This is a genomic window from Veillonella sp. HPA0037 (assembly GCF_000411535.1).
Lineage (GTDB): Bacteria > Bacillota > Negativicutes > Veillonellales > Veillonellaceae > Veillonella > Veillonella atypica.
Genome location: NZ_KE150483.1, coordinates 193,877 through 213,805 on the forward strand (window position 1 = coordinate 193,877; position 19,929 = coordinate 213,805).

20 protein-coding genes are annotated in these 19,929 nt (G+C 38.5%); 19 read left to right on the top strand and 1 reads right to left on the bottom strand.

From position 1 onward, the window contains the following. Positions 1-3 precede the first annotated feature (3 nt). From HMPREF1477_RS00870 to HMPREF1477_RS00960, 19 genes are all read left to right on the top strand, one after another. Complete coding sequence (locus HMPREF1477_RS00870) at positions 4-537, top strand: NUDIX hydrolase (RefSeq protein ID WP_016475490.1); 534 nt, start codon at positions 4-6, stop codon at positions 535-537. A gap of 22 nt (positions 538-559) precedes the next feature. After that, positions 560-1,732, top strand: a complete 1,173-nt coding sequence (locus tag HMPREF1477_RS00875; RefSeq protein WP_016475491.1) for a phosphopentomutase — start codon at positions 560-562, stop codon at positions 1,730-1,732. A gap of 90 nt (positions 1,733-1,822) precedes the next feature. Further along, positions 1,823-2,083 carry a 30S ribosomal protein S20 gene (rpsT, locus tag HMPREF1477_RS00880; protein WP_005378787.1) on the top strand — a complete coding sequence of 87 codons (261 nt, stop codon included), beginning with the start codon at positions 1,823-1,825 and terminating at the stop codon, positions 2,081-2,083. Between the two features lie 616 nt (positions 2,084-2,699). Further along, positions 2,700-5,324 (top strand): DNA polymerase I, encoded by a 2,625-nt coding sequence (gene polA, locus HMPREF1477_RS00885; RefSeq protein WP_016475492.1) that lies wholly within the window; start codon positions 2,700-2,702, stop codon positions 5,322-5,324. A gap of 48 nt (positions 5,325-5,372) precedes the next feature. Further along, on the top strand, positions 5,373-5,981 hold the full coding sequence (gene coaE, locus HMPREF1477_RS00890; RefSeq protein ID WP_016475493.1) for a dephospho-CoA kinase: 609 nt from the start codon (positions 5,373-5,375) through the stop codon (positions 5,979-5,981). A 62-nt stretch (positions 5,982-6,043) separates the two neighbouring features. Then, positions 6,044-6,598, top strand: coding sequence for a lytic transglycosylase domain-containing protein (locus tag HMPREF1477_RS00895; RefSeq protein WP_005379024.1), 555 nt, complete (start codon positions 6,044-6,046; stop codon positions 6,596-6,598). Next, complete coding sequence (locus tag HMPREF1477_RS00900) at positions 6,582-7,274, top strand: hypothetical protein (protein WP_016475494.1); 693 nt, start codon at positions 6,582-6,584, stop codon at positions 7,272-7,274. Before HMPREF1477_RS00895 ends, HMPREF1477_RS00900 begins: the two co-directional genes overlap by 17 nt. 188 nt (positions 7,275-7,462) lie before the next feature. Further along, positions 7,463-7,921 (top strand): ribosome maturation factor RimP, encoded by a 459-nt coding sequence (gene rimP, locus HMPREF1477_RS00905; RefSeq protein WP_005378889.1) that lies wholly within the window; start codon positions 7,463-7,465, stop codon positions 7,919-7,921. Between the two features lie 17 nt (positions 7,922-7,938). Beyond that, positions 7,939-9,024: a transcription termination factor NusA gene (gene nusA, locus HMPREF1477_RS00910; RefSeq protein ID WP_005379049.1), complete on the top strand. Its 1,086-nt coding sequence runs from the start codon at positions 7,939-7,941 to the stop codon at positions 9,022-9,024. Beyond that, complete coding sequence (gene rnpM / locus HMPREF1477_RS00915; protein ID WP_005378858.1) at positions 9,024-9,293, top strand: RNase P modulator RnpM; 270 nt, start codon at positions 9,024-9,026, stop codon at positions 9,291-9,293. The genes nusA and rnpM overlap by 1 nt, the downstream gene beginning before the upstream one ends. A 9-nt stretch (positions 9,294-9,302) precedes the next feature. Further along, on the top strand, positions 9,303-9,623 hold the full coding sequence (locus HMPREF1477_RS00920) for a ribosomal L7Ae/L30e/S12e/Gadd45 family protein (protein ID WP_016475495.1): 321 nt from the start codon (positions 9,303-9,305) through the stop codon (positions 9,621-9,623). Next, positions 9,624-12,083 carry a translation initiation factor IF-2 gene (gene infB, locus HMPREF1477_RS00925; RefSeq protein WP_016475496.1) on the top strand — a complete coding sequence of 820 codons (2,460 nt, stop codon included), beginning with the start codon at positions 9,624-9,626 and terminating at the stop codon, positions 12,081-12,083. 9 nt (positions 12,084-12,092) lie between these two features. Further along, positions 12,093-12,449, top strand: a complete 357-nt coding sequence (gene rbfA / locus HMPREF1477_RS00930; protein ID WP_005378847.1) for a 30S ribosome-binding factor RbfA — start codon at positions 12,093-12,095, stop codon at positions 12,447-12,449. A 17-nt stretch (positions 12,450-12,466) separates the two neighbouring features. Further along, positions 12,467-13,411: a bifunctional oligoribonuclease/PAP phosphatase NrnA gene (locus HMPREF1477_RS00935; RefSeq protein WP_016475497.1), complete on the top strand. Its 945-nt coding sequence runs from the start codon at positions 12,467-12,469 to the stop codon at positions 13,409-13,411. After that, on the top strand, positions 13,411-14,346 hold the full coding sequence (locus HMPREF1477_RS00940; RefSeq protein ID WP_016475498.1) for a tRNA pseudouridine(55) synthase TruB: 936 nt from the start codon (positions 13,411-13,413) through the stop codon (positions 14,344-14,346). The genes HMPREF1477_RS00935 and HMPREF1477_RS00940 overlap by 1 nt, the downstream gene beginning before the upstream one ends. A 2-nt stretch (positions 14,347-14,348) precedes the next feature. Continuing rightward, positions 14,349-15,278 (top strand): bifunctional riboflavin kinase/FAD synthetase, encoded by a 930-nt coding sequence (locus HMPREF1477_RS00945; protein WP_016475499.1) that lies wholly within the window; start codon positions 14,349-14,351, stop codon positions 15,276-15,278. Positions 15,279-15,287: 9 nt separating this feature from the next. Continuing rightward, positions 15,288-16,052 (top strand): shikimate kinase, encoded by a 765-nt coding sequence (locus HMPREF1477_RS00950; protein WP_005378990.1) that lies wholly within the window; start codon positions 15,288-15,290, stop codon positions 16,050-16,052. After that, entirely contained in the window at positions 16,052-18,205 is a 2,154-nt protein-coding gene (locus HMPREF1477_RS00955) for an ATP-dependent RecD-like DNA helicase (protein WP_016475500.1), read from the top strand. Before HMPREF1477_RS00950 ends, HMPREF1477_RS00955 begins: the two co-directional genes overlap by 1 nt. Further along, positions 18,205-18,930, top strand: a complete 726-nt coding sequence (locus tag HMPREF1477_RS00960) for a ComF family protein (RefSeq protein ID WP_016475501.1) — start codon at positions 18,205-18,207, stop codon at positions 18,928-18,930. Before HMPREF1477_RS00955 ends, HMPREF1477_RS00960 begins: the two co-directional genes overlap by 1 nt. Before the next feature lie 52 nt (positions 18,931-18,982). On the opposite strand, the gene HMPREF1477_RS00965 is transcribed toward HMPREF1477_RS00960, so the two are convergent. Further along, complete coding sequence (locus tag HMPREF1477_RS00965) at positions 18,983-19,585, bottom strand: HD-GYP domain-containing protein (RefSeq protein ID WP_005378919.1); 603 nt, start codon at positions 19,583-19,585, stop codon at positions 18,983-18,985. Between the last annotated feature and the right edge of the window lie 344 nt (positions 19,586-19,929).

The following is a 19,929-nucleotide window of genomic DNA, read 5'->3' on the forward strand; positions in this document are numbered from 1 at the left end:
AGTATGGCAATTAGCAAAGAAATACAAAAATCTAGCGAAATGATGTTTGATGGTAAACTAATTAAGGTTACCTATGATATAGCTGATGTAAATGGAAATGATGCGTGGCGTGAGGTGGTGCACCATCCAGGGGCAACTGCTATCGTTGTCGTTACAGAAGATAACAAAATTGTAATGGAACGTCAATTCCGTTATGCTTTACAACAACCTTTGCTTGAAATTCCAGCAGGTAAATTAGATCCTAACGAAGAACCTATTAATTGTGCTAAACGTGAATTAGCTGAGGAAACTGGTTACCGCGCTAAAGAATGGATTTCCTTAGGGACCATTGCCACAAGTCCTGGATTTTGTAATGAAGTATTACATCTATACTTAGCCAAAGATCTCACCATGGGTGAAACTCATTGGGATCCAGATGAATACGTAGAGCTTGAGTACTTTACATTACCTGAACTGCTAGAGGCTATTAAGAATGAACAAATTAAGGATAGTAAATCCTTAGCAGCTCTAATGTTAGCTATGCCTTATCTTAAGTAGGCTTCCTTTGGGAGGTGTTATTATGTATAAAAGAATCATTATATTAGTTATGGATTCTGTTGGCAGTGGTCATGCCCCAGATGCGGCAAAATTTAATGATGAAGGATCTAATACATTAGGACATATCGAAGCAACTGCAGGTTTGATTCATTGTCCTACATTGCGGTCGCTAGGATTGGCGAATATTGCTGATATTAAGACCGATGAAACACCTGTTATGGGTGCTTATGGGAAAATGGAGGAAGTTAGCACAGGGAAGGATACAACTAGTGGTCATTGGGAAATGATGGGCCATCCTGTGACGGTTCCGTTTCCAACATTTTATGATGGTTTTCCTAAGGAGTTAATGGATACTTTCACTAAAGAAACTGGTTATGGGTATCTTGGTAATGAGGTTGCATCCGGTACTGAAATCATCGAGCGTCTCGGCGTAGAGCACATGAAAATGGGGAAACCTATTGTGTATACCTCTGCGGATTCTGTGTTCCAAATTGCGGCTCACGAGGATGTGATTCCTTTAGGGGATTTGTATCGGATGTGCGAAATTACACGCAACAAGGTATGCGTGGGTGACTATTATGTAGGACGTATCATTGCTCGTCCGTTTGTAGGAAAACCAGGTCATTTTGTGCGCACGTCCAATCGCCATGACTATAGCCGTATGCCTGAACACCGCATGGTGCAACAGGAATTACAAGCTGCTAAAATTCCTACGGTGGCCGTCGGCAAAATTGGTGATATCTATGCTCATGTCGGATGGGATGAAAGCTATCCAACCAAATCGAATGCTCACGGCATGAATGTGGTGCCTTACTTATTAGGTTCCTCCTTTGAAAGTGGCCTCATGATGGTAAACCTTGTAGAGTTTGATAGTTTATATGGTCATCGCCGTAACGTAGAAGGCTATAAACGTGCCATCGAAGATTTCGATTACCAATTGAGTGGATTATTGCCATTATTGAAAGATGATGATTTGCTTATCATCACAGCCGATCATGGTAATGATCCTACATGGCATGGTACAGATCATACGCGTGAACATGTTCCATTACTTGCCTATAGCCCAAGTATGAAAGGGGCTATCGATTTAGGTTTACGCCATAGTTTTGGTGATATAGGACAAACCGTATTGGCGAACTTTGGACTTTCACCATATGCAGTAGGCACATCATTTTTAAAAGATATTATGAAATAGTCGTATTGTGTAATATAATCCTTGCGTCACAATATCTTGTATGATATAATCATTCAGGTATAAGAAACGATTTTTAAGGAGGTGACTCAATTGCCAAACATTAAATCCAGTATTAGAAGCGTAAAAACGGATGCTGAACGTCGTGCGAAAAACGCCGCTGTGAAATCTCAAATCCGTACAGCAGCTCGTAAAACCGTTGAAGCTGTTCAAGCAGGCGCAGTAGAAGAAGCAAAACAAGCACTTGTTCAAGCTACTAGCGTAATTGATAAAGCAGCCTCCAAAGGTGTACTTCATAAAAACACTGCAGCTCGCAAAAAATCCAACCTTGCAGCTAAAGTAAACGCTTTATAATTTTATAGAGCCAAAGCCCATCGATGATGGGCTTTTTTTATACCCAAAGGACGCCAAAAGGCGTCCTTTTTTCTTGTACCCGGCATTAATAAAATTGATATTTAGTGATAAATGCTGTAATCATAAAATATATGCATAACATTTTGAATACCTTATGGGAGTGGACTGAGGGTAGCTCCAAAACCGACTTTGGCCCTGCGAAGGCCGTAGGCCGTAGTCAGACCCGGCCGGTGGAGGTTTTGGGGCTGTCATCGGTCCTGTTCTTTACGGCCGGGATTGGCGAACGCTTAATCATACGTTTCATAAAATAGTAAAATTAGTGTAGTAATAAAATTGATTTATATATCGTAGAAGCAGAATGTAAAAATATATGTATATATGTTTTAAATGATTGATATGGGGGAACACGGGTGGCCTAAAGCTGACTTTGGCCCTGCGGAGGCCGCAGGCCGTAGACAGACCCGGCCGGTGGAAGCTTTAGGCCACCCGTGTTCCCATTCTTCTTAAGTAAGAATGCGTAGTACATATATTTTTACATTCGTATAAGCGATTAAAAATCAATTTTATTACGCCTCAATATGCTATAATGAAACATATGATTAAGCGAGGTGTACTTATGAAAAAATTAATGATTATAGATGGCAGCAGCCTATTATTCCGTGCCTTTTTTGCGCTTCCTCCGTTGAAGTCTGCTCTTGGCACACCAACCAATGCAGTATATGGTTTTTTGACAATGCTCATTAAATTATATGAAGAGATTAAACCTGACTACATTGCTGTAGCTTTTGATAAAGGTCGTCAAACGTTCCGTACGGAAATGTATAGTGAATATAAAGGTAATCGCCCTGATGCACCAGAGGATTTACGGCCTCAGTTTAGTTTGATTCAAGATGTGTTGAAGGCTCTTGGCATTTGTGTTATTGAAGAGGAAGGTTATGAGGGGGACGATATTCTTGGTTCCTTGTCTAAGAAATTTGGATCTTCTGATTTAGAAGTGCAAATTATTACTGGTGACCGCGATAATTTACAGCTTGTTACCGATTACAGTCATGTATTCTTAACGAAAAAAGGTATCTCGGATATGCTTGAGGTTACCTTGGATAATATGGCTGAATTATATGGTTATGGCCCAGATAAAGTTATCGAAATGAAGGCGCTTATGGGTGATTCTTCCGATAATATTCCAGGCGTTCCAGGGGTTGGTGAAAAAACAGCTCTTAAATTGATTAATGAATACGGTGATTTAGAGTCTGTATATGAGAATATCGATAACATTTCTGGCAAGAAATTAAAAGAACGTCTTGTTGAAAATAAAGAGTTAGCCTTCTTATCTCGTCAATTGGCTACCATCAAGACTGACATGGACTTGTCCTATACACTTGATCAATTTGTACAGAATTTCCACATTGGCGAAGTGAAACCTATGTTTGAAACATTAGGTTTTACAAAATTGACACCTCGTTTGGCTAGTGTGATGGGCGCAGAAGGTGACGACGCAGAGAATTTTGGTGGACTCTTTAGTATGGCCGAAGAGATTAAAATCGAAGAACTGTTAGATGCATCTGCTCTTACTGAGGAGTTTTATAAAAATAAAACCATTGGTGTTCATATTATTACGGATGGCAAAGCGCCGTTCCGTACGATTACGTCTGCTTTCATTAATAATGGTGAAAGCATCATCAAATTAGATGGTTCTCATAATGACAAATTATTGAATGCATTGAATGGTGCAAAGACGGTTGTAACGACGCAAAGCAAGGAATTGATGGAGGTTCTTTGCCACGATGAACCAGCTCAGATTCGTTTATATGAAGATGGTGTAGCCCGCATTCACGATGTATCCTTGATGGCCTATTTGTTGGACCCAACGCGTACCAATTATGGATATCTCTATTTAACAGAGCGTTTTAGTGTGCCATCTATTGCCACAGGTAGTGTAGATGTAGAATGCGTCTCTATGGTGAAAGCATTGCTGGCTATGGACGATGCTGCTGTTAAATCATTGCAAGACGAATCCTTATGGGATTTATATAACAATATTGAATTGCCATTGATTCATACATTATTAGTTATGGAGAAAAATGGTATTTATATTGACCCTGTAAAATTAGAAGAAACAACTGTTAAATTCAAGGCGGAACTCGAAGCTGTTCAGGAAGAAATTTATGAATTGGCAGGGGAAACGTTTAATATTAATTCTCCCAAACAATTGGGGATCATCTTGTTTGAAAAGATGAATCTACCTGTTATTAAAAAGACGAAAACAGGTTACTCTACAGATGCAGAAGTATTGGATATGCTTCGTCATGAAAGTCCTATTGTAGAGAAGATTTTAGCTTATCGTTCCGTAGCTAAATTAGTTTCTACCTATTGTGAAGGCTTATCGGTCCTCATCAATCCTGAAACACATCGCATTCATACCACATTTAACCAAATGGTAACAGCTACTGGACGCTTGAGCTCTTCAGATCCAAACTTACAAAATATTCCTGTTCGTACAGAAAAGGGTCGTGAAATTAGAGCGTTATTCTATCCTGGAGAAGGCTTTGATACACTAGTGAGTGCCGATTATTCACAAATCGAGCTCCGTATCTTGGCGCATTTGTCTGGTGATGAAGCGTTAATTAAGGCTTTCAACGATGGTAAAGATATTCATAGATTTACCGCTGCCGAAGTGCTTGGTAAGTCTCAGGATGAGGTAACCAGCGAAGAACGGTCTCATGCAAAGGCTGTCAACTTTGGCATTATCTATGGTATTTCAGATTTCGGTTTATCTCGTGATTTAGGCATTACGCGTCAAGAAGCAAAAAACTATATTGAGCTTTATTTTAGCCGCTATCCAAAGGTTAAAGAATATATGGATAACATGGTAAAAGAAGCCCATGAAACGGGTAAAGTGCGTACGATGTTTGGTCGTATGCGCGAGTTACCAGATATTAATAGTCGTAATTTTAACCGTCGTTCCTTTGCAGAGCGTACGGCTATGAATACACCGATACAAGGTACTGCTGCTGATATTATTAAGCTCGCTATGAACAAGGTAGAATCCATTTTAGAAGAGAAGACGTTTAAATCTCGCTTATTATTACAGGTGCATGATGAACTTGTATTAGAAGTGGTAAATGAAGAATTGGATGCTATTCAAACGTTGCTTAAGGAAACTATGGAATCCATTGTAGCATTACATGTTCCACTTATCGTTGATGTACATAATGCGGAAAACTGGGCACTTGTAAAATAAATTTTACATATAACGTTTAGAGTAGAAGGATAGATGCAGGAGGCACATATGTTAAAAATAGGTTTAACAGGTGGAATTGCATCTGGCAAGAGTACAGTACTAGATTTTTTTAAAAAGAAGAATGTACCTTATATTGATGCCGATGTAGTAGCACGTGAAGTGGTTGATTTTGGCACGCCTGGACTCGCTGCTATCCGTGAATTATTTGGTGATACAGTGATTCTCGATGATGGTAGATTAAATCGTGAAGCACTTGGTAGTATCGTCTTTCATAATGAAGAAAAACGCCTACAGTTAAATAGCTGCTTACATGGTTTCATTCGTCAGCGTATTGATGAATTGAGTGCTATGTATGAAGAGGAAGAAGCTCCAACTGTAATTTATGATATTCCTCTTCTCATTGAAGGTAAGTGGTATGAGCGACTAGATACGGTTTGGCTTGTCTATGTATCGCCAGAGGTGCAGATTCGCCGGTTAATGGAGCGCAATGGATACTCAAAAAAGGACGCATTAGCGCGTATTCAAAGTCAAATGTTATTAGATGATAAACGCTCATTTGCAGATGTCATCATTAATAATGATGGTACACCTGATGAATTATATATTCAGTTAGAAAAATTGTGGCATGAGAAACTAGTACCGTTGTATAATAAATAATCATCAATATATGTGATTGAATCGATTCGAAATATATACGGTTAGGATTAAGGGGAGGATGTATGAAACGAAATACAGCAACAGCATTGGCTGTTGTCGTGTTGGGCTGGTTTTATTTTAACCATATGCAAGATCCTGTAGCACGCTATACGGCATACCCCTTTGATTATAGAGATGTAGTTGTATCGGCTGCGGAAAAAGAAGAGGTGTCACCATCGTTGGTGGCTAGTGTTATTTTAGCTGAAAGTAAATATAAGAATACGGCGGAATCCGAGACGGGGGCGCTTGGACTGATGCAGCTCATGCCGGATACAGCCCGTTGGGTAGCACAACAAATGGGACATGGTAACTACACAGATCGTCAGCTAAAAGAGCCAGAAACAAATATTCAGCTAGGTACGTGGTATTTAGGGTATTTATTAAAAGAATTTAACGGTGATGAAGTGCAAGCGTTAGCTGCTTATAATGCAGGTCGTGGACATGTAGAATCATGGATTAAGGAAAAAAATTGGAATGGCATGGTTGATACGATTCCATTTCCAGAAACGCGTATGTATGTTAAAACCGTTTTAACCTATCAAGAAAGGTATGAGTCACTATATGGAGAACATCATTGAAACCTGTAAGTCTTTAGACTATTCTTGGTTGCCACCGGAGATTGGTAATTTTAAACTCAATGTGACAGGGCCCGATGAAATTGTGAAAGCGCAAGAAACATTAGCTGCAGGTGAAGCCGTGTTGACTTTACCTTTATTTCACTATGAAAATGATTTAGGTTGGAAGTGGTGTGCTCTCTATGATAAAGAGGTAGAGGATTATACCGTGCACGTAGTGATGCCTTTGTTCACATTTGTAGATATATCTTTTGTGCGCCAAGAGTTCGAACCGTATTGGCAGGGCCTACAAGAACGTTGTGTTCAGGGGCTTTCAAAATTACTAATCAACAGTGCAGAAAATTTTACCTATACCTATATGCGCAAGGGGCTACAAAATTGGGATTATGAATCTGTTATGCCCGCTGAGTTAGAAGGATTTGTACGAGATATAACACCTAAAAATGCGGTGCGCATGATTAATGGTTCCTATATCATAGGTGAATATCGAAAGATGGATGAATGTACAGGATTATTGTTGTATTATAATGAATATCGCGATGAATTCTTTGCAGAATTACGGTATCAAAATTATCCAGAAATTGATCATCATCTTGATGCTAAGTCATTAGATGATTTGGAACATGTACTATCTGAACATTTAAAAAATATACTGTGTGAACTAAATTCACGCGGTTAAATTGTACATTTTAGCGGAATTATGCTATACTATACATGACTTTTATATAAACTTTTTTAAGAGTGGGCTATTTTTTGCTCACTCTTTCGTTTATGATTGGGTGAAATTAGTCATATAATTGTATCAAATTGTATGATGAAAACAGCGTATATAATTGATATGTAGTATGTTATAAGGAGGCGATGGCTATGAAAAGAGAGGCCGTAGAGGAATTTGTATCCTCTGTAGTTGAAGGCGTTATAGCTGGCACGAATCTGGAATTAGTCGATGTCGACTATGTTCGAGAACGGGATTGGTATTTGCGCGTGTACCTTGATAAACCAGGTGGTGTCGATTTGGATGACTGTCAAATGGTTAGTGAAAAATTGAGCGCAGCTCTCGATGAGAAAGACCCTATTGCAGAAAATTATTTGCTTGAAGTGTCTTCTCCTGGTCTTGATCGAGTTCTAAAAAAGGATAAAGATTTCATTCGCTATAATGGCCGTGATGTAGATATCCAATTGTTTAAACCTATTAATGGCAGTAAACAATATACGGGTGTACTACAAGGCTTTACAGATACAACGATAGAATTTTCAATCAATGGTGAAAGCGTAACATTTGAACGTTCTGCCATTGCACAAATTCGATTACATCTTGATTTTTAATATATGGAGGCATACGAGTGAGTCAAGAATTAATTCAAGCAGTTATGGTGCTGACAAAACAAAAAGGTTTTGCACCTGAGGTTATTTTTGAATCCCTAGAAGCTGCATTATTACAAGCATATCGTAAGGAACCACATTCTAATCCAGATGCGTATGTGGAATTGAATCGTGAAACTGGTGCTTATAAGGTAATGGCGAAGAAACAAGTTGTAGAAACTGTAGAATTCCCAGAAACCGAAATCAGCCTATTAGATGCTCGTAAAATCGATAAACGCTATGAAATTGGCGATATTGTTGAAGCAGATGTAACACCTGCTAACTTTGGTCGCAGTGCAGCTCATACAGCTAAACAAATGTTGATTCAACGTTTGAAAGAAGCTGAACGCAGTGTTGTATACGAAGAATATTATAGCCGTGAAGGTGATATCATTACGGGTGTTATAACACGCGTTGAAGGTAAAAACGTATATATCAATTTAGGTAAAACAGAAGCTATTTTACCTCCAACTGAGCAAATCGGTACAGAAACATATCATGAAGGGGACCGCATTAAATGCTATATCGTAGAGGTTAAGAAAACTACGAAAGGCCCTCAAATTATGATTTCCCGTACTCATCCAGGCCTATTAAAACGCTTGTTTGAATTAGAAGTGCCAGAAATCTATGAAGGCGTAGTAGAACTTAAATCTGTAGCTCGTGAACCTGGTATGCGTTCTAAAATCGCCGTATATAGCCGCGATGAATCCATTGATCCAGTTGGTGCTTGCGTAGGTCCTAAAGGTCAACGCGTTCAACACATTGTAGATGAATTGCACGATGAAAAAATCGACATTGTAAAATGGGATGAAGATCCTGCCATTTATATTGCGAACTCTTTAAGTCCTGCAAAGGTAATCTCTGTAGATGTTAGCGAAGAAGAAAAATCTTCTTATGTTGTAGTACCTGATTACCAATTATCCTTGGCTATCGGTAAAGCTGGTCAAAATGCTCGCTTAGCAGCTAAATTGACAAACTGGAAAATCGACATTAAGAGTGAAACACAAGCTGCAGAAAATCCTTTTACAGGTTTTACAAGTACTGAAGCAGCGGAAAGCGAAGACTAATGAAAACCAAATCTCAACCTATGCGCACCTGTGTAGGCTGTGGTGAACCAAAGAGTAAGCGCGAGTTAATGCGTGTTGCTCTAAGCCCAGAAGGGACAATCAGTATCGACAGAACTGGTAAAGCCCCTGGTCGTGGTGCTTATATCTGTGCATCCATGGACTGTTTTGAGGCTGCGTATAAGGGTAAAAAACTAGAACGCTCTTTGAAGCATGCTGTATCAAAAGAGGTATATGAAGCATTGAAGCACGATTTGGAAGGTCATGAATAATTTCAGCATATGAATGAAGATAAAGTTTTAAATCTCTTAGGCTTGGCACAACGGGCCGGAAAATTGAGTTCCGGAGATTTCATCGTAGAGAAAGCGATGAAAAAGAAAACCCCTAAGCTTGTTCTATTAGCAGGTGATTGTGCGGCCAATAATGAAAAGAAATACATACAATTAGCAGAATTACATCATATCCCATTGCGTAAAGTCGGCAGTAAAGAAACATTAGGTACGGCTATAGGCAAAGAAGTACGTGTAGTAGTAGCCGTAGAGGATGATGGATTTGTAAAAGCATTACTAAAAGAGATTGATCAGAAAGAAGGGGGTATGTAGATGTCCAAAAAGCGCGTACATGAAATCGCTAAGGAATTTGGCGTTGAAAGTAAACAGGTTATTTCTATTTTGCAACAACATAATTTTAATGTTACAAAAGCCGTTAATACAGTAGATGATGCAGGTTATACTGTGGTGAAAAACCAATTAGGTGGCAAATCTAATGGGGATGATACAAAGGCAGCAGCTGCTCCTGCTAATCCAAGCAAACATGAAAAAGCTGCAACACCTAATAAAGCTGTAAAAACAGATAAACCAGCAAAAGAACAGAGCCATAAAAAAGAGGCTAAACATGATGATAAGAAACATGACGATAAGAAATCTAATGTTCGTCATGTACAAATTAATGAGCCTACTAAAAAACAAAATAATGGCCAAAAACAAGATGGTCGTAACCATCAAAAACAAAATCGTCCAAATGGTAATCAACAAGGCCAAAAGAATGATGGTCAACAAGGTCAAAAAAATGACAACCGTCACAATGGTAATGCAGATAACCGCAACCGCAATGGCCGTGTAGATAATCGCAACAATAATGGCGGTAACCAACAAAATGGCAATGATCGCCGTAATAAGAAAAATAAAAAAGGTAACAATCGCCCACAATCCTTATTGTCCACTTCCATGCAAAAGAAGAAAAATAAGGTAAAACATCGTAACGAGCAATACTTGCAACATAAAGCGGAAGAAGAACGTAAAGCACAAGAAGCAATCGCTACGGAAATCGAATTAAGCGGTCCTTTAACAGTAAAAGAATTGGCTGAAAAAATGGGCCGTGAAGTATCTGAAATCATCAAAAAATTGATGCTTTTAGGTGTTATGGCTAGCATTAACCAAGAGGTAGATGTTGATACAGCTACCATCGTAGCAGAAGATTTTGGTGTAACCGTAATAGAAGTAGAACCAGAAGAAGATCCTACAGATATCATCGAAATTGAAGATGCACCAGAAACATTGAAACCTCGTCCTCCTGTTGTAACAATCATGGGTCACGTTGACCATGGTAAAACATCCTTGTTGGACGTAATTCGTCAAACCAATGTAACCGCTGGCGAAGCCGGCGGTATTACACAACATATCGGTGCGTACCAAGTTCGTTATAATGACAATAAGATTACATTCCTTGATACACCAGGCCATGAAGCTTTCACAGCGATGCGTTTACGCGGTGCAAAATCTACAGATATCGCAGTTCTCGTAGTAGCTGCTGATGACGGTGTAATGCCTCAAACAATTGAAGCTATTAACCATGCTAAATCTGCAGATGTGCCTATTATCGTAGCTATCAACAAAATGGATAAACCAGGCGCTAACCCAGATCATGTTAAACAACAATTATCTGAACATGGTTTATTGCCAGAAGAGTGGGGCGGCGATGTTATCATGGTTCCTGTATCTGCTAAACAAAAACAAGGTATCGATGATTTGCTCGAAAATATCTTGCTCGTAGCAGAGGTTATGGAATTAAAAGCGAACCCTAACCGTAAAGCATATGGCGTAGTTATCGAAGCTCAACTTGATAAGGGCCGTGGTGCTGTATGTACAGTGCTCGTTCAAAAAGGTTCTCTTCGCGTAGGAGATACAGTTCTTGCTGGTACTGCATATGGTAAAGTCCGTGCCATGACAAATGAACGTGGAGAAAAGGTTAAGGTTGCGCGTCCATCTATGCCAGTCGAAATCTTGGGCTTCTCCGAAGTTCCACAAGCTGGTGAAATCATTCATGGTATGGATGATAATGAAGCACGTACAATCGCTGAAAAACGTATTGCTAAACAACGTGTACAAGAATTACAAGCTACTCACAAGGTTACATTGGATGATATCTTCAACCAAATTCAACAAGGTGAGTTAAAAGACCTTAACATTATCATCAAAGCGGACGTTCAAGGTTCCGTAGAAGCATTGCGTCAATCCTTGGAAGGTATTAAAAACCCTGAAGTTCGTATCGTTATCGTTCATGCTGCCGTAGGTGCTATTAACGAATCTGATATCATGTTGGCATCTGCATCTAATGCAATCGTAATGGGCTTTAATGTACGTCCAGATGCAAATGTTCGCCGTGCTGCGGAACAAGAAAAGGTAGATTTACGTACATATCGTGTCATCTATGATGCTATTAATGACGTTGAGTCTGCTATGCGCGGTATGTTAGCACCTCAATTTAAAGAGGTTGTCGTTGGTCGTGCAGAGGTGCGTCAAGTTATCTCCACACCTAAGGCCATCGTTGCTGGTTCCTATGTAACGGAAGGTCGTATTACGAACGATTCCGAAGTACGTTTGATCCGTGATGGTATTGTCGTATTTGAAGGTAAGGTTGATTCCTTACGTCGTTTCAAAGACGAAGTGAAAGAAGTTAAAACATCCTTCGAATGCGGTATCTCCTTGGAAGGTTACCGCGACATCAAGGAAGGCGACGTAATCGAAGCGTACTTGATGGAAGAAGTTGCACCTCAAATTTAGGAGGTTACTATGAGTGATGTTCGTGTAAGAAAATTACAAGAATTCATCAAACAAGAAGTAAGTCAAATGTTGATGCGTGGGTTGAAAGACCCTCGCATCGGCTTTACTACAGTTACCGATGTCCACGTGACAGGTGATTTGCGTGAAGCTACGATTTATGTTTCCTTGTTTGGTTCTGATAAAGAGAAAGAAGATACTCTTATCGCTTTAAAACATGCATCTGGCCATGTGCGTACCGAGCTTGGCAAGGTATTAAAATTGCGCCATATTCCAACGATTACCTTTGATAAGGATTCATCTTTGGATTACAGCATGCATATTGAATCCCTTTTGAATGAAATCAAAAAGGATGAAGAAACAAATTAACACAAAGGATACAGAACATGAGTAAGATCACAATTAATCAATTACACATGGCTCTGTGTGAAGCTAATTCTATAATGCTCACTGTCCACGTACGACCAGATGGCGATGCTATTGGTTCTATGGTTGCCTTTTATGAGGCTCTCGTAGCGCAAGGCAAGACTGTGTATATGGTTGTGGATGATGTAATACCTGAAAAATATTCCTTTTTATCGTATATCGATCAAATTAAGGATGTTGCCTATTTTGAAACGCATCCTGTACAGGTTGATATGCTAATGGTATTAGATGCTAGCACGTATGAACGGATTGGCCGCGTAGGTGCACTCTTTAGTGCACCTATTTTTAATATAGATCATCATATTTCTAATTCAGAATTTGCAGATCATCTATATTTAAAACCTGATTTTGCGGCTACTGGTGAAATTATTTCGGACTTGTGCGAACAATGGAATTGGCCTATTACAGAGTCTATGGGCAATGCTCTTTATATGGCGATTGCCACCGACTGTGGATTCTTTAAATTTAGCAATACTACAGCTAATACACTTAAAATGGCTAGCCGTTGTGTCGCTGCTGGGGCTCGCCCTAATGTTATTTCCGAAACGATTGAGTCCGTAAGTGCAGCACGTCTTGAATTAACGAAACAGGTAATGCAAACTATTGCTTTTTATAAGGATAATCGCGTTGCTACTATCGAGCTATCTCCAGAGGTTATGTCTATATTAGGCGATGATACAGATGGATTTGTCGACATTATTCGTAATGTAGATACTGTTGATGTGGCCATTTTATTGAAAGGTGAAAGCCCAAATCGCACGCGTATCAGCCTTCGATCTAAGGGGACAGATGTGAATGCTATTGCTAATCATTTTGGCGGTGGTGGTCATATACGTGCTGCTGGTTGTACCATAGAAGGTTCTATCGATGAGGCTAAGTCTCGTCTATTGGAGGTTATCAAATAATGGATGGAGTGCTGCCATTTTTAAAACCTCCTGGCATTACCAGTCATGATGCTGTAGGTATATGTCGTCGCATTTTAAAAGAAAAACGCATTGGTCATAGTGGCACATTGGACCCTATGGCCTATGGTGTACTGCCTATCTTTTTGGGGAAGGCCACACGTCTCATTGAATATACAGATGGGTTTGATAAGACCTATGTAGCAGAATGTAAATTTGGTACCTTTACTGACACTGAAGATAGTACGGGACAGCCGGTATTACCTGACGATGATATGAATCTCACTAGTGGCGTTACATTACTGGCGGATCACTCTGCAATTAATGAACGATTGATACCGCCAACGTGGGATGAATTATCATCAGTGCTATCTAGATTTGTTGGCACACAAGAGCAACGCCCATCCAAGTACTCGGCTATAAAAATTAATGGTATACGGGCTTATGAATATGCACGTAAGGGAATACCTGTAGAGTTACCAATGCGAACCATTACGATTTCTAATATTGAATTGGTAGCCTATGGTTTTCCTTATTTTACAATTCGTGTCACCTGTTCTGGTGGTACCTATATTCGTTCGTTGTTACGTGATATATGTATTCAATTAGGCATTCCTGGGACCATGACTTCCTTGACAAGAACTTGTGTGGGGCCTTTTGATATTCAATCTGCTTATATAGCGGAGGAATTAACGATTCACGGTGAAAAATTGTTGTTGCCTACGGATATTGCGGTATCTCATCTTTCAAAAGTGGACGTAGATAGTGTACAATTAAAGATGATGGTACAAGGTAAGGAATTACCAATCGTTGAGGCCTTTTCTCACACGATTCCATCTGAAAAGTATAGAGCCTATGGACCTCATGGGTTTGTAGGTATTCTAAAACGAACGAAACATTCACTTAAAGTGGATAAAAATATTTTTATTGAAGGATAAGTATGAAACATTTACACTCGTTTGATGAATTACGTCAAATTAATCGTAAAATCGTATACGCATTAGGCACATTTGATGGTGTACACCGTGGTCATCAACGGGTCATTGGTAATGCAATAGCAGAGGCTAAGGCGCATGATGCCGTTACGGTACTCGTCACATTTAGTGCGCATCCTATGACCATATTGCGACCTGGGGATGTTCCTAAACGGGTATTATCTGCCGATATTATGGATGAAATTTTAGAATCTCTAAAGGTAGATTATATCTTACGATTGCCTATGAATTTGGACATATTCAATATGTCACCTGATGAATTTTTAGACGCTCTTTGTGGTGATATAGATGTTGTAGGTATCGCAATTGGTACTAACTTTACATTTGGTGCCAAAGGGGCTGGCAATCCTCAGTTAATGCGGGAACGTTTGTCTGCAAAAGGGATTCATATCATTGTTGAACCTTTGCTATCTACAGAGGAAGGTCCTATTTGTAGCACGAATATACGTAAGGCTATAGAAGAAGGGCATATGGAACAAGCGGCGGCTTGGCTCGGACGTCCATACCAGTTTAGAGGTATCGTCATAAAAGGCGATCAACGAGGCCGTACATTAGGATTTCCAACAATTAACTTTTTATTGCCCAATGAGATGGCAATCCCACCTGATGGGGTATATGCTAATCGGGTTTGTATAGATGGCATTTGGTATGATGGTGTTGGAAATATAGGGGATAATCCAACTTTCAAAAATCAATATCATCGATGTGAAGTACATGTATTTGATTTTGACCAAGACGTATATGGTAAAGAAGTAACTGTTCAATTTATATCATATATACGCGGTGAGGTTAAATTTAATAATTTGCAAGAATTGATTGACCAAATGAAGGTCGATGAGGAAACAGCAATTCGGATTTTACGTAATAACCCATAAGGGGGAGCTATGGATATTAAAGACGCACGCAAACAAATAGATACTATTGATGCACAGTTAGTAAACTTATTTGAACAACGTTTATCTATCATTAAATCAATTGGTAAATATAAGGATGAACATCATTTACCACTGATTGATGAAGAACGGGATCATGAGATCATTTCTAGTCTTAAAACTGAATGTGACGATCCACGTATGTTGACATATATTGAATCCTATATGAAGGATGTTATTTCGATTAGCAATGAGTTCTTAAAAGAACACATGCATAAGCATATTTTCCTAATTGGTATGCCTGGTGCCGGTAAAACTACGGTTGGCAAAATGTTAGCTAAAGAATTAGGACGAGATTTCTATGATTTGGATCAAACGATTCAAGATAAAGTGGGGAAAACCGTACAAAATATCTTTATCTATGATGGAAAAGATGCATTTAGTAAGTATGAATACGAAACAATTAAAGAATTGATTCATAATAAACCATCTGTTATTGCTACGGGTGGTGGCACAGTGACATCTGAAAAAATTGTAAATCTCATGAGAAATAATGGTTTAGTTGTCTTTGTTAATCGCGACGTTAACCATATTCTCGATGACTTGGATTTAGAAATTCGTCCACTTGTGAAAGAAAGTATTGAATATATTTTTAATGTTTACGAGGAACGTTATCCTTTATATGAAAGTGTAGCTCATATTAAGATTGGCAATGAAGGCAGCATTACTGACGCTGTTCAAGAAATTATCGAAGCATTACCTAATACGGAGAAATAATGGAAGTATTACGAGGATTTGTATACCGAATTATATATCAGAACACACAGAACACGTATTGTGTATTTCTTGTGAAAGATTATAATGAGGAATACATTACTTGTACTGGTCGCTTTGAAGCCCCAAAAGAAGGGGAAGATATTGAGATTAAAGGCCGTTATGTAGAACATCAAAAATATGGCATTCAGTTTGATGCATCTAGTATAGAAAAATTAAAACCCGATAATATGGGTGCTGCTAGAATGTATTTGATGAACTTAGGCATAAAGGGATTAGGCGAAAAATCTGTAGAGAAAATCTGTGATTATTTCGGCCTCCGGTTATTAGATGTACTGCGTGAAGAACGGCCAGAAGAAATTAAAGATGTGCCAGGTTTACGCAAAGGCGTTAAAGAGGAATTATATAATACATTACTCGGTGAAGGTATATTATCCGATTTAAACCATTTTTTTGAGTCTCATCAAATTTCTTCTAAATGGTCTCGCACTGTGTACACCTATTATGGTGCATCCTCTATAGATGTCATACAGGATAATCCTTATAATTTATTGCGTATCGCCCCAGATATGTTATTCAATACGGCTGATACATTAGCTATGAATTTAGGGCTTGATGCTGATGACGAGCGACGATTAGAGGCGGGTGTAAACTGGATTTTAGGGAATTTAGATAACCAAGGTCATACGTGTTTACCTGTCGATGAATTGATAGGGCGTACCTACGATTTATTGCAAGTAGATGCAGATTTAATAGCTAACCATATTGACTCATTACTTTCTCAAGCTATTATGTATAGTACCTATTATGATGATATACTCTATGTATATCCACCTGAAATGTATGTATCTGAAGTAGAAGGTGTACACTATACGCGTGATTTCTTAATTGAATCTGATCCTATATCTCTAGATATTCCAGATTTTATTGAGCGATTTGAAGCAGATAATCATATTACCTTTGGCCCTGAACAGAAGGAAGCTATAGAATTATCATTTTTTGAAAAATTTTCGCTTATTACCGGTGGACCTGGCACTGGTAAAACTACGATTATTAAAGCCTTAGTTAAAGGTTTTCAATTAGGTGGATTAGGCCGTATTATTCTTTGTGCCCCAACGGGACGTGCAGCAAAGCGTTTAACAGAGGCTACTGAGTTTGAAGCCACGACTATACATCGCTTGCTCATGCCTGTAGCTGGCAGTGATTCTTATGATTTCACTAAAAATGAAGATGATCCTCTTGATATAGATGTTATTATCATTGATGAAGCATCCATGCTCAATGTGCGATTGTTTTATTCTCTTATGTCGGCGATTCCTCGTGAGGCCCATGTTATTATCGTAGGCGATGTGGATCAGCTACCTCCTATAGGTGCTGGATTCGTATTGAAAGATTTACTTGATAGTGATATGGTTCCGTATACGCGATTACAACATATTTATCGTCAAAGTTCTGGTAATAGTATCGTCGATAGTGCGTATGCTATTAACCGTGGTGAAATGCCAAATCTTGATACGACTAGTGATGAATTCACTTTCATTTCCGTTAACTCTCTTGGTGATATGATGAAAGCCATCGTTGATGTGTATAAACGGGAAAAAAAATTTGTCGATGATGAACTTGATATTCAAATCATTTCGCCTATGCGTAGAGGTAAGGCTGGCAGTACAAGTATATCTCAATATGTGCAGCAATCCGTAAATCCTCCAGATAGTTATAAAGGGGAAGTGCGTGTTAATGGAATTACATTCCGCGTTGGTGATAAGGTAATTCAAGTTCTTAACAATTATGAATTAGAAGTTTTTAATGGTGAAATCGGCGTTATTTATGCCATTACCAAATCTGATATCTGCATTCGCTTTATTCATAAAGAGGTTCGCCTATCTATTGATGAAGCGCATATGATTATGCCTGCTTATGCTATAACAGTTCATAAAAGTCAAGGCAGTGAATATGGTGTTGTTATTATACCATTTGTTCCTATGTATGGTGGTATGTTACAACGGAACTTACTCTATACTGCCGTGACAAGAGCCAAGCGAAAGGTTATCATGATCGGTACAAAGAGTTCTGTAGAGCGTGCTGTTAAAACGGTTAATGGTGAAGAACGATATACATTATTTAAAGAACGTTTACAAGGAAGATGTGATGGATAATGAATCTATTTGATTTTTTATTTCCTCCTGTTTGTCCTCATTGTGGTACCCATGTACAACAACAAGGGGATTGGTGTGATGCTTGTATTGAAGAAGTTCTACATGTAAGGCAAGTGCCATCTAAATTACTGTCCTCGCTAGATTCTGCTTGGATTCTAGCTGACTATCGAGGTGGTATTAAATCCATGATATATGACGTTAAATTTAACGAAAAAAAGGAGCAGTCCAAAGGGGCTGCTCCTTTTTTAGCATCGTACAACTTGAGGATGCACGATTATAGGCCTCATTATGTGATTCCTATACCATCAAGTGCAGAAAAAAAGAAAGTTAGAGGATATAATCAGGTAGATCTATTTTTTTATGATTGGGTGTTCTCATTTTCAAATTCTAATCGTATTGATGGTAGAAGTAGCGATGACAGTGTAAATGGAGTTATGGGATATAATACTGAAAAAGAGGTCTGTTATAAATGGTTTGATTGTTTATATAAAATGGATACCCATAAAGAAATGTGGAGCTTATCTAGTAGTGAACGTCATAGCACAATCGATAAGGCGTTTTTGTGGAAGGAAACTTGCGATTCCTCGTTGTTATATGATAAGCGGATTTTATTAGTTGATGATATATTTACGACAGGAGCTACCTTAGAGTCAGCTGCACGAATACTAAGAGCATATCATCCTCAATATATTGAAGCATTGACATTAGCTAGTGGTAGTTTTTAAAAATAAAAGGCTGTAATAGATTTTTGTTCTATTACAGCCTTAATTATGTTGTTTAACCTAGTACATCGATAAATGCTTTTACAACATCTGGATCAAAGAGGGAACCAGATGCGCTAAACAATTCTTCTTTTGCTTTAGCTTTTGTTTTTGCCCAAAATTCAGTGGATGGATTCACAGTGGAATCATAGTAATCCGCAACAGCAATGATACGTGCCCCAAGTGGAATGTTGGCGCCACGTAAATGTTTTGGATATCCGGAACCGTCCCATTTTTCATGATGGTAACGAATATATGATAGGATTTGTTGACAACATGGATAGTTTTCAATCATATTAGCACCACTAGCAGCATGTTGTTTATATTTTGACATTTCTTGCTTGTTCAAGTATGGTGCTTTTTGAATCATCGCATTAGGAATCATCAAAAGACCTACATCATGTAATAGTGCAGCATGACGGATTTGTTCAATTTCATTTAATGGCAATCCCATTTTTGCAGCAATACTAACTGCATAATTGGAGACTTGTACAGAGTGTGTATACAAGTGATAGCTTTTCATTTGTATCATTTGTAATAGTTGAGCACTAATGGCCTCTAAACTATCTTTCTCCAGTTCATACAGCCCGGACGGCTGCATCAATGATAACATAAACATAATAAACCCCTCTACTATACAAATATGTAAAGTCCCAACCCCAAGGATTTTACATCGTACAACTTATAGTCCGTTCTTCTTTAACAGTATTCGTATTATACAACAATTTTTATGCTTTGTGTATCGGTATAATGTTTGGTTTTTGAATAGGTATTCATATTTAGCATAATAGAAAGTGTTGACAAAAAAGGAATGCATTAAGAATGGGATGTAAAAATCGTGTTTTAAGAATTATAATAGAAAAATGAAGAATTATTTTATATTCCTATTCCTATTTTCTATACATTGAAATTAAGGCTTGCATTTTTTATTCTCACAACAGTGATATTGATAAACACATATGT

Excerpts from the sequence above, each read along its gene's own strand:
- HMPREF1477_RS00870 (WP_016475490.1), top strand. The coding sequence starts at position 4 with ATGGCAATTAGCAAAGAAATACAAAAATCTAGCGAAATGATGTTTGAT.
- HMPREF1477_RS00875 (WP_016475491.1), top strand. The coding sequence starts at position 560 with ATGTATAAAAGAATCATTATATTAGTTATGGATTCTGTTGGCAGTGGT.
- polA (WP_016475492.1), top strand. The coding sequence starts at position 2,700 with ATGAAAAAATTAATGATTATAGATGGCAGCAGCCTATTATTCCGTGCC.
- coaE (WP_016475493.1), top strand. The coding sequence starts at position 5,373 with ATGTTAAAAATAGGTTTAACAGGTGGAATTGCATCTGGCAAGAGTACA.
- HMPREF1477_RS00895 (WP_005379024.1), top strand. The coding sequence starts at position 6,044 with ATGAAACGAAATACAGCAACAGCATTGGCTGTTGTCGTGTTGGGCTGG.
- HMPREF1477_RS00900 (WP_016475494.1), top strand. The coding sequence starts at position 6,582 with ATGGAGAACATCATTGAAACCTGTAAGTCTTTAGACTATTCTTGGTTG.
- rimP (WP_005378889.1), top strand. The coding sequence starts at position 7,463 with ATGAAAAGAGAGGCCGTAGAGGAATTTGTATCCTCTGTAGTTGAAGGC.
- rnpM (WP_005378858.1), top strand. The coding sequence starts at position 9,024 with ATGAAAACCAAATCTCAACCTATGCGCACCTGTGTAGGCTGTGGTGAA.
- HMPREF1477_RS00920 (WP_016475495.1), top strand. The coding sequence starts at position 9,303 with ATGAATGAAGATAAAGTTTTAAATCTCTTAGGCTTGGCACAACGGGCC.
- infB (WP_016475496.1), top strand. The coding sequence starts at position 9,624 with ATGTCCAAAAAGCGCGTACATGAAATCGCTAAGGAATTTGGCGTTGAA.
- rbfA (WP_005378847.1), top strand. The coding sequence starts at position 12,093 with ATGAGTGATGTTCGTGTAAGAAAATTACAAGAATTCATCAAACAAGAA.
- HMPREF1477_RS00935 (WP_016475497.1), top strand. The coding sequence starts at position 12,467 with ATGAGTAAGATCACAATTAATCAATTACACATGGCTCTGTGTGAAGCT.
- HMPREF1477_RS00940 (WP_016475498.1), top strand. The coding sequence starts at position 13,411 with ATGGATGGAGTGCTGCCATTTTTAAAACCTCCTGGCATTACCAGTCAT.
- HMPREF1477_RS00945 (WP_016475499.1), top strand. The coding sequence starts at position 14,349 with ATGAAACATTTACACTCGTTTGATGAATTACGTCAAATTAATCGTAAA.
- HMPREF1477_RS00950 (WP_005378990.1), top strand. The coding sequence starts at position 15,288 with ATGGATATTAAAGACGCACGCAAACAAATAGATACTATTGATGCACAG.
- HMPREF1477_RS00955 (WP_016475500.1), top strand. The coding sequence starts at position 16,052 with ATGGAAGTATTACGAGGATTTGTATACCGAATTATATATCAGAACACA.
- HMPREF1477_RS00960 (WP_016475501.1), top strand. The coding sequence starts at position 18,205 with ATGAATCTATTTGATTTTTTATTTCCTCCTGTTTGTCCTCATTGTGGT.
- HMPREF1477_RS00965 (WP_005378919.1), bottom strand. The coding sequence starts at position 19,585 with ATGTTTATGTTATCATTGATGCAGCCGTCCGGGCTGTATGAACTGGAG.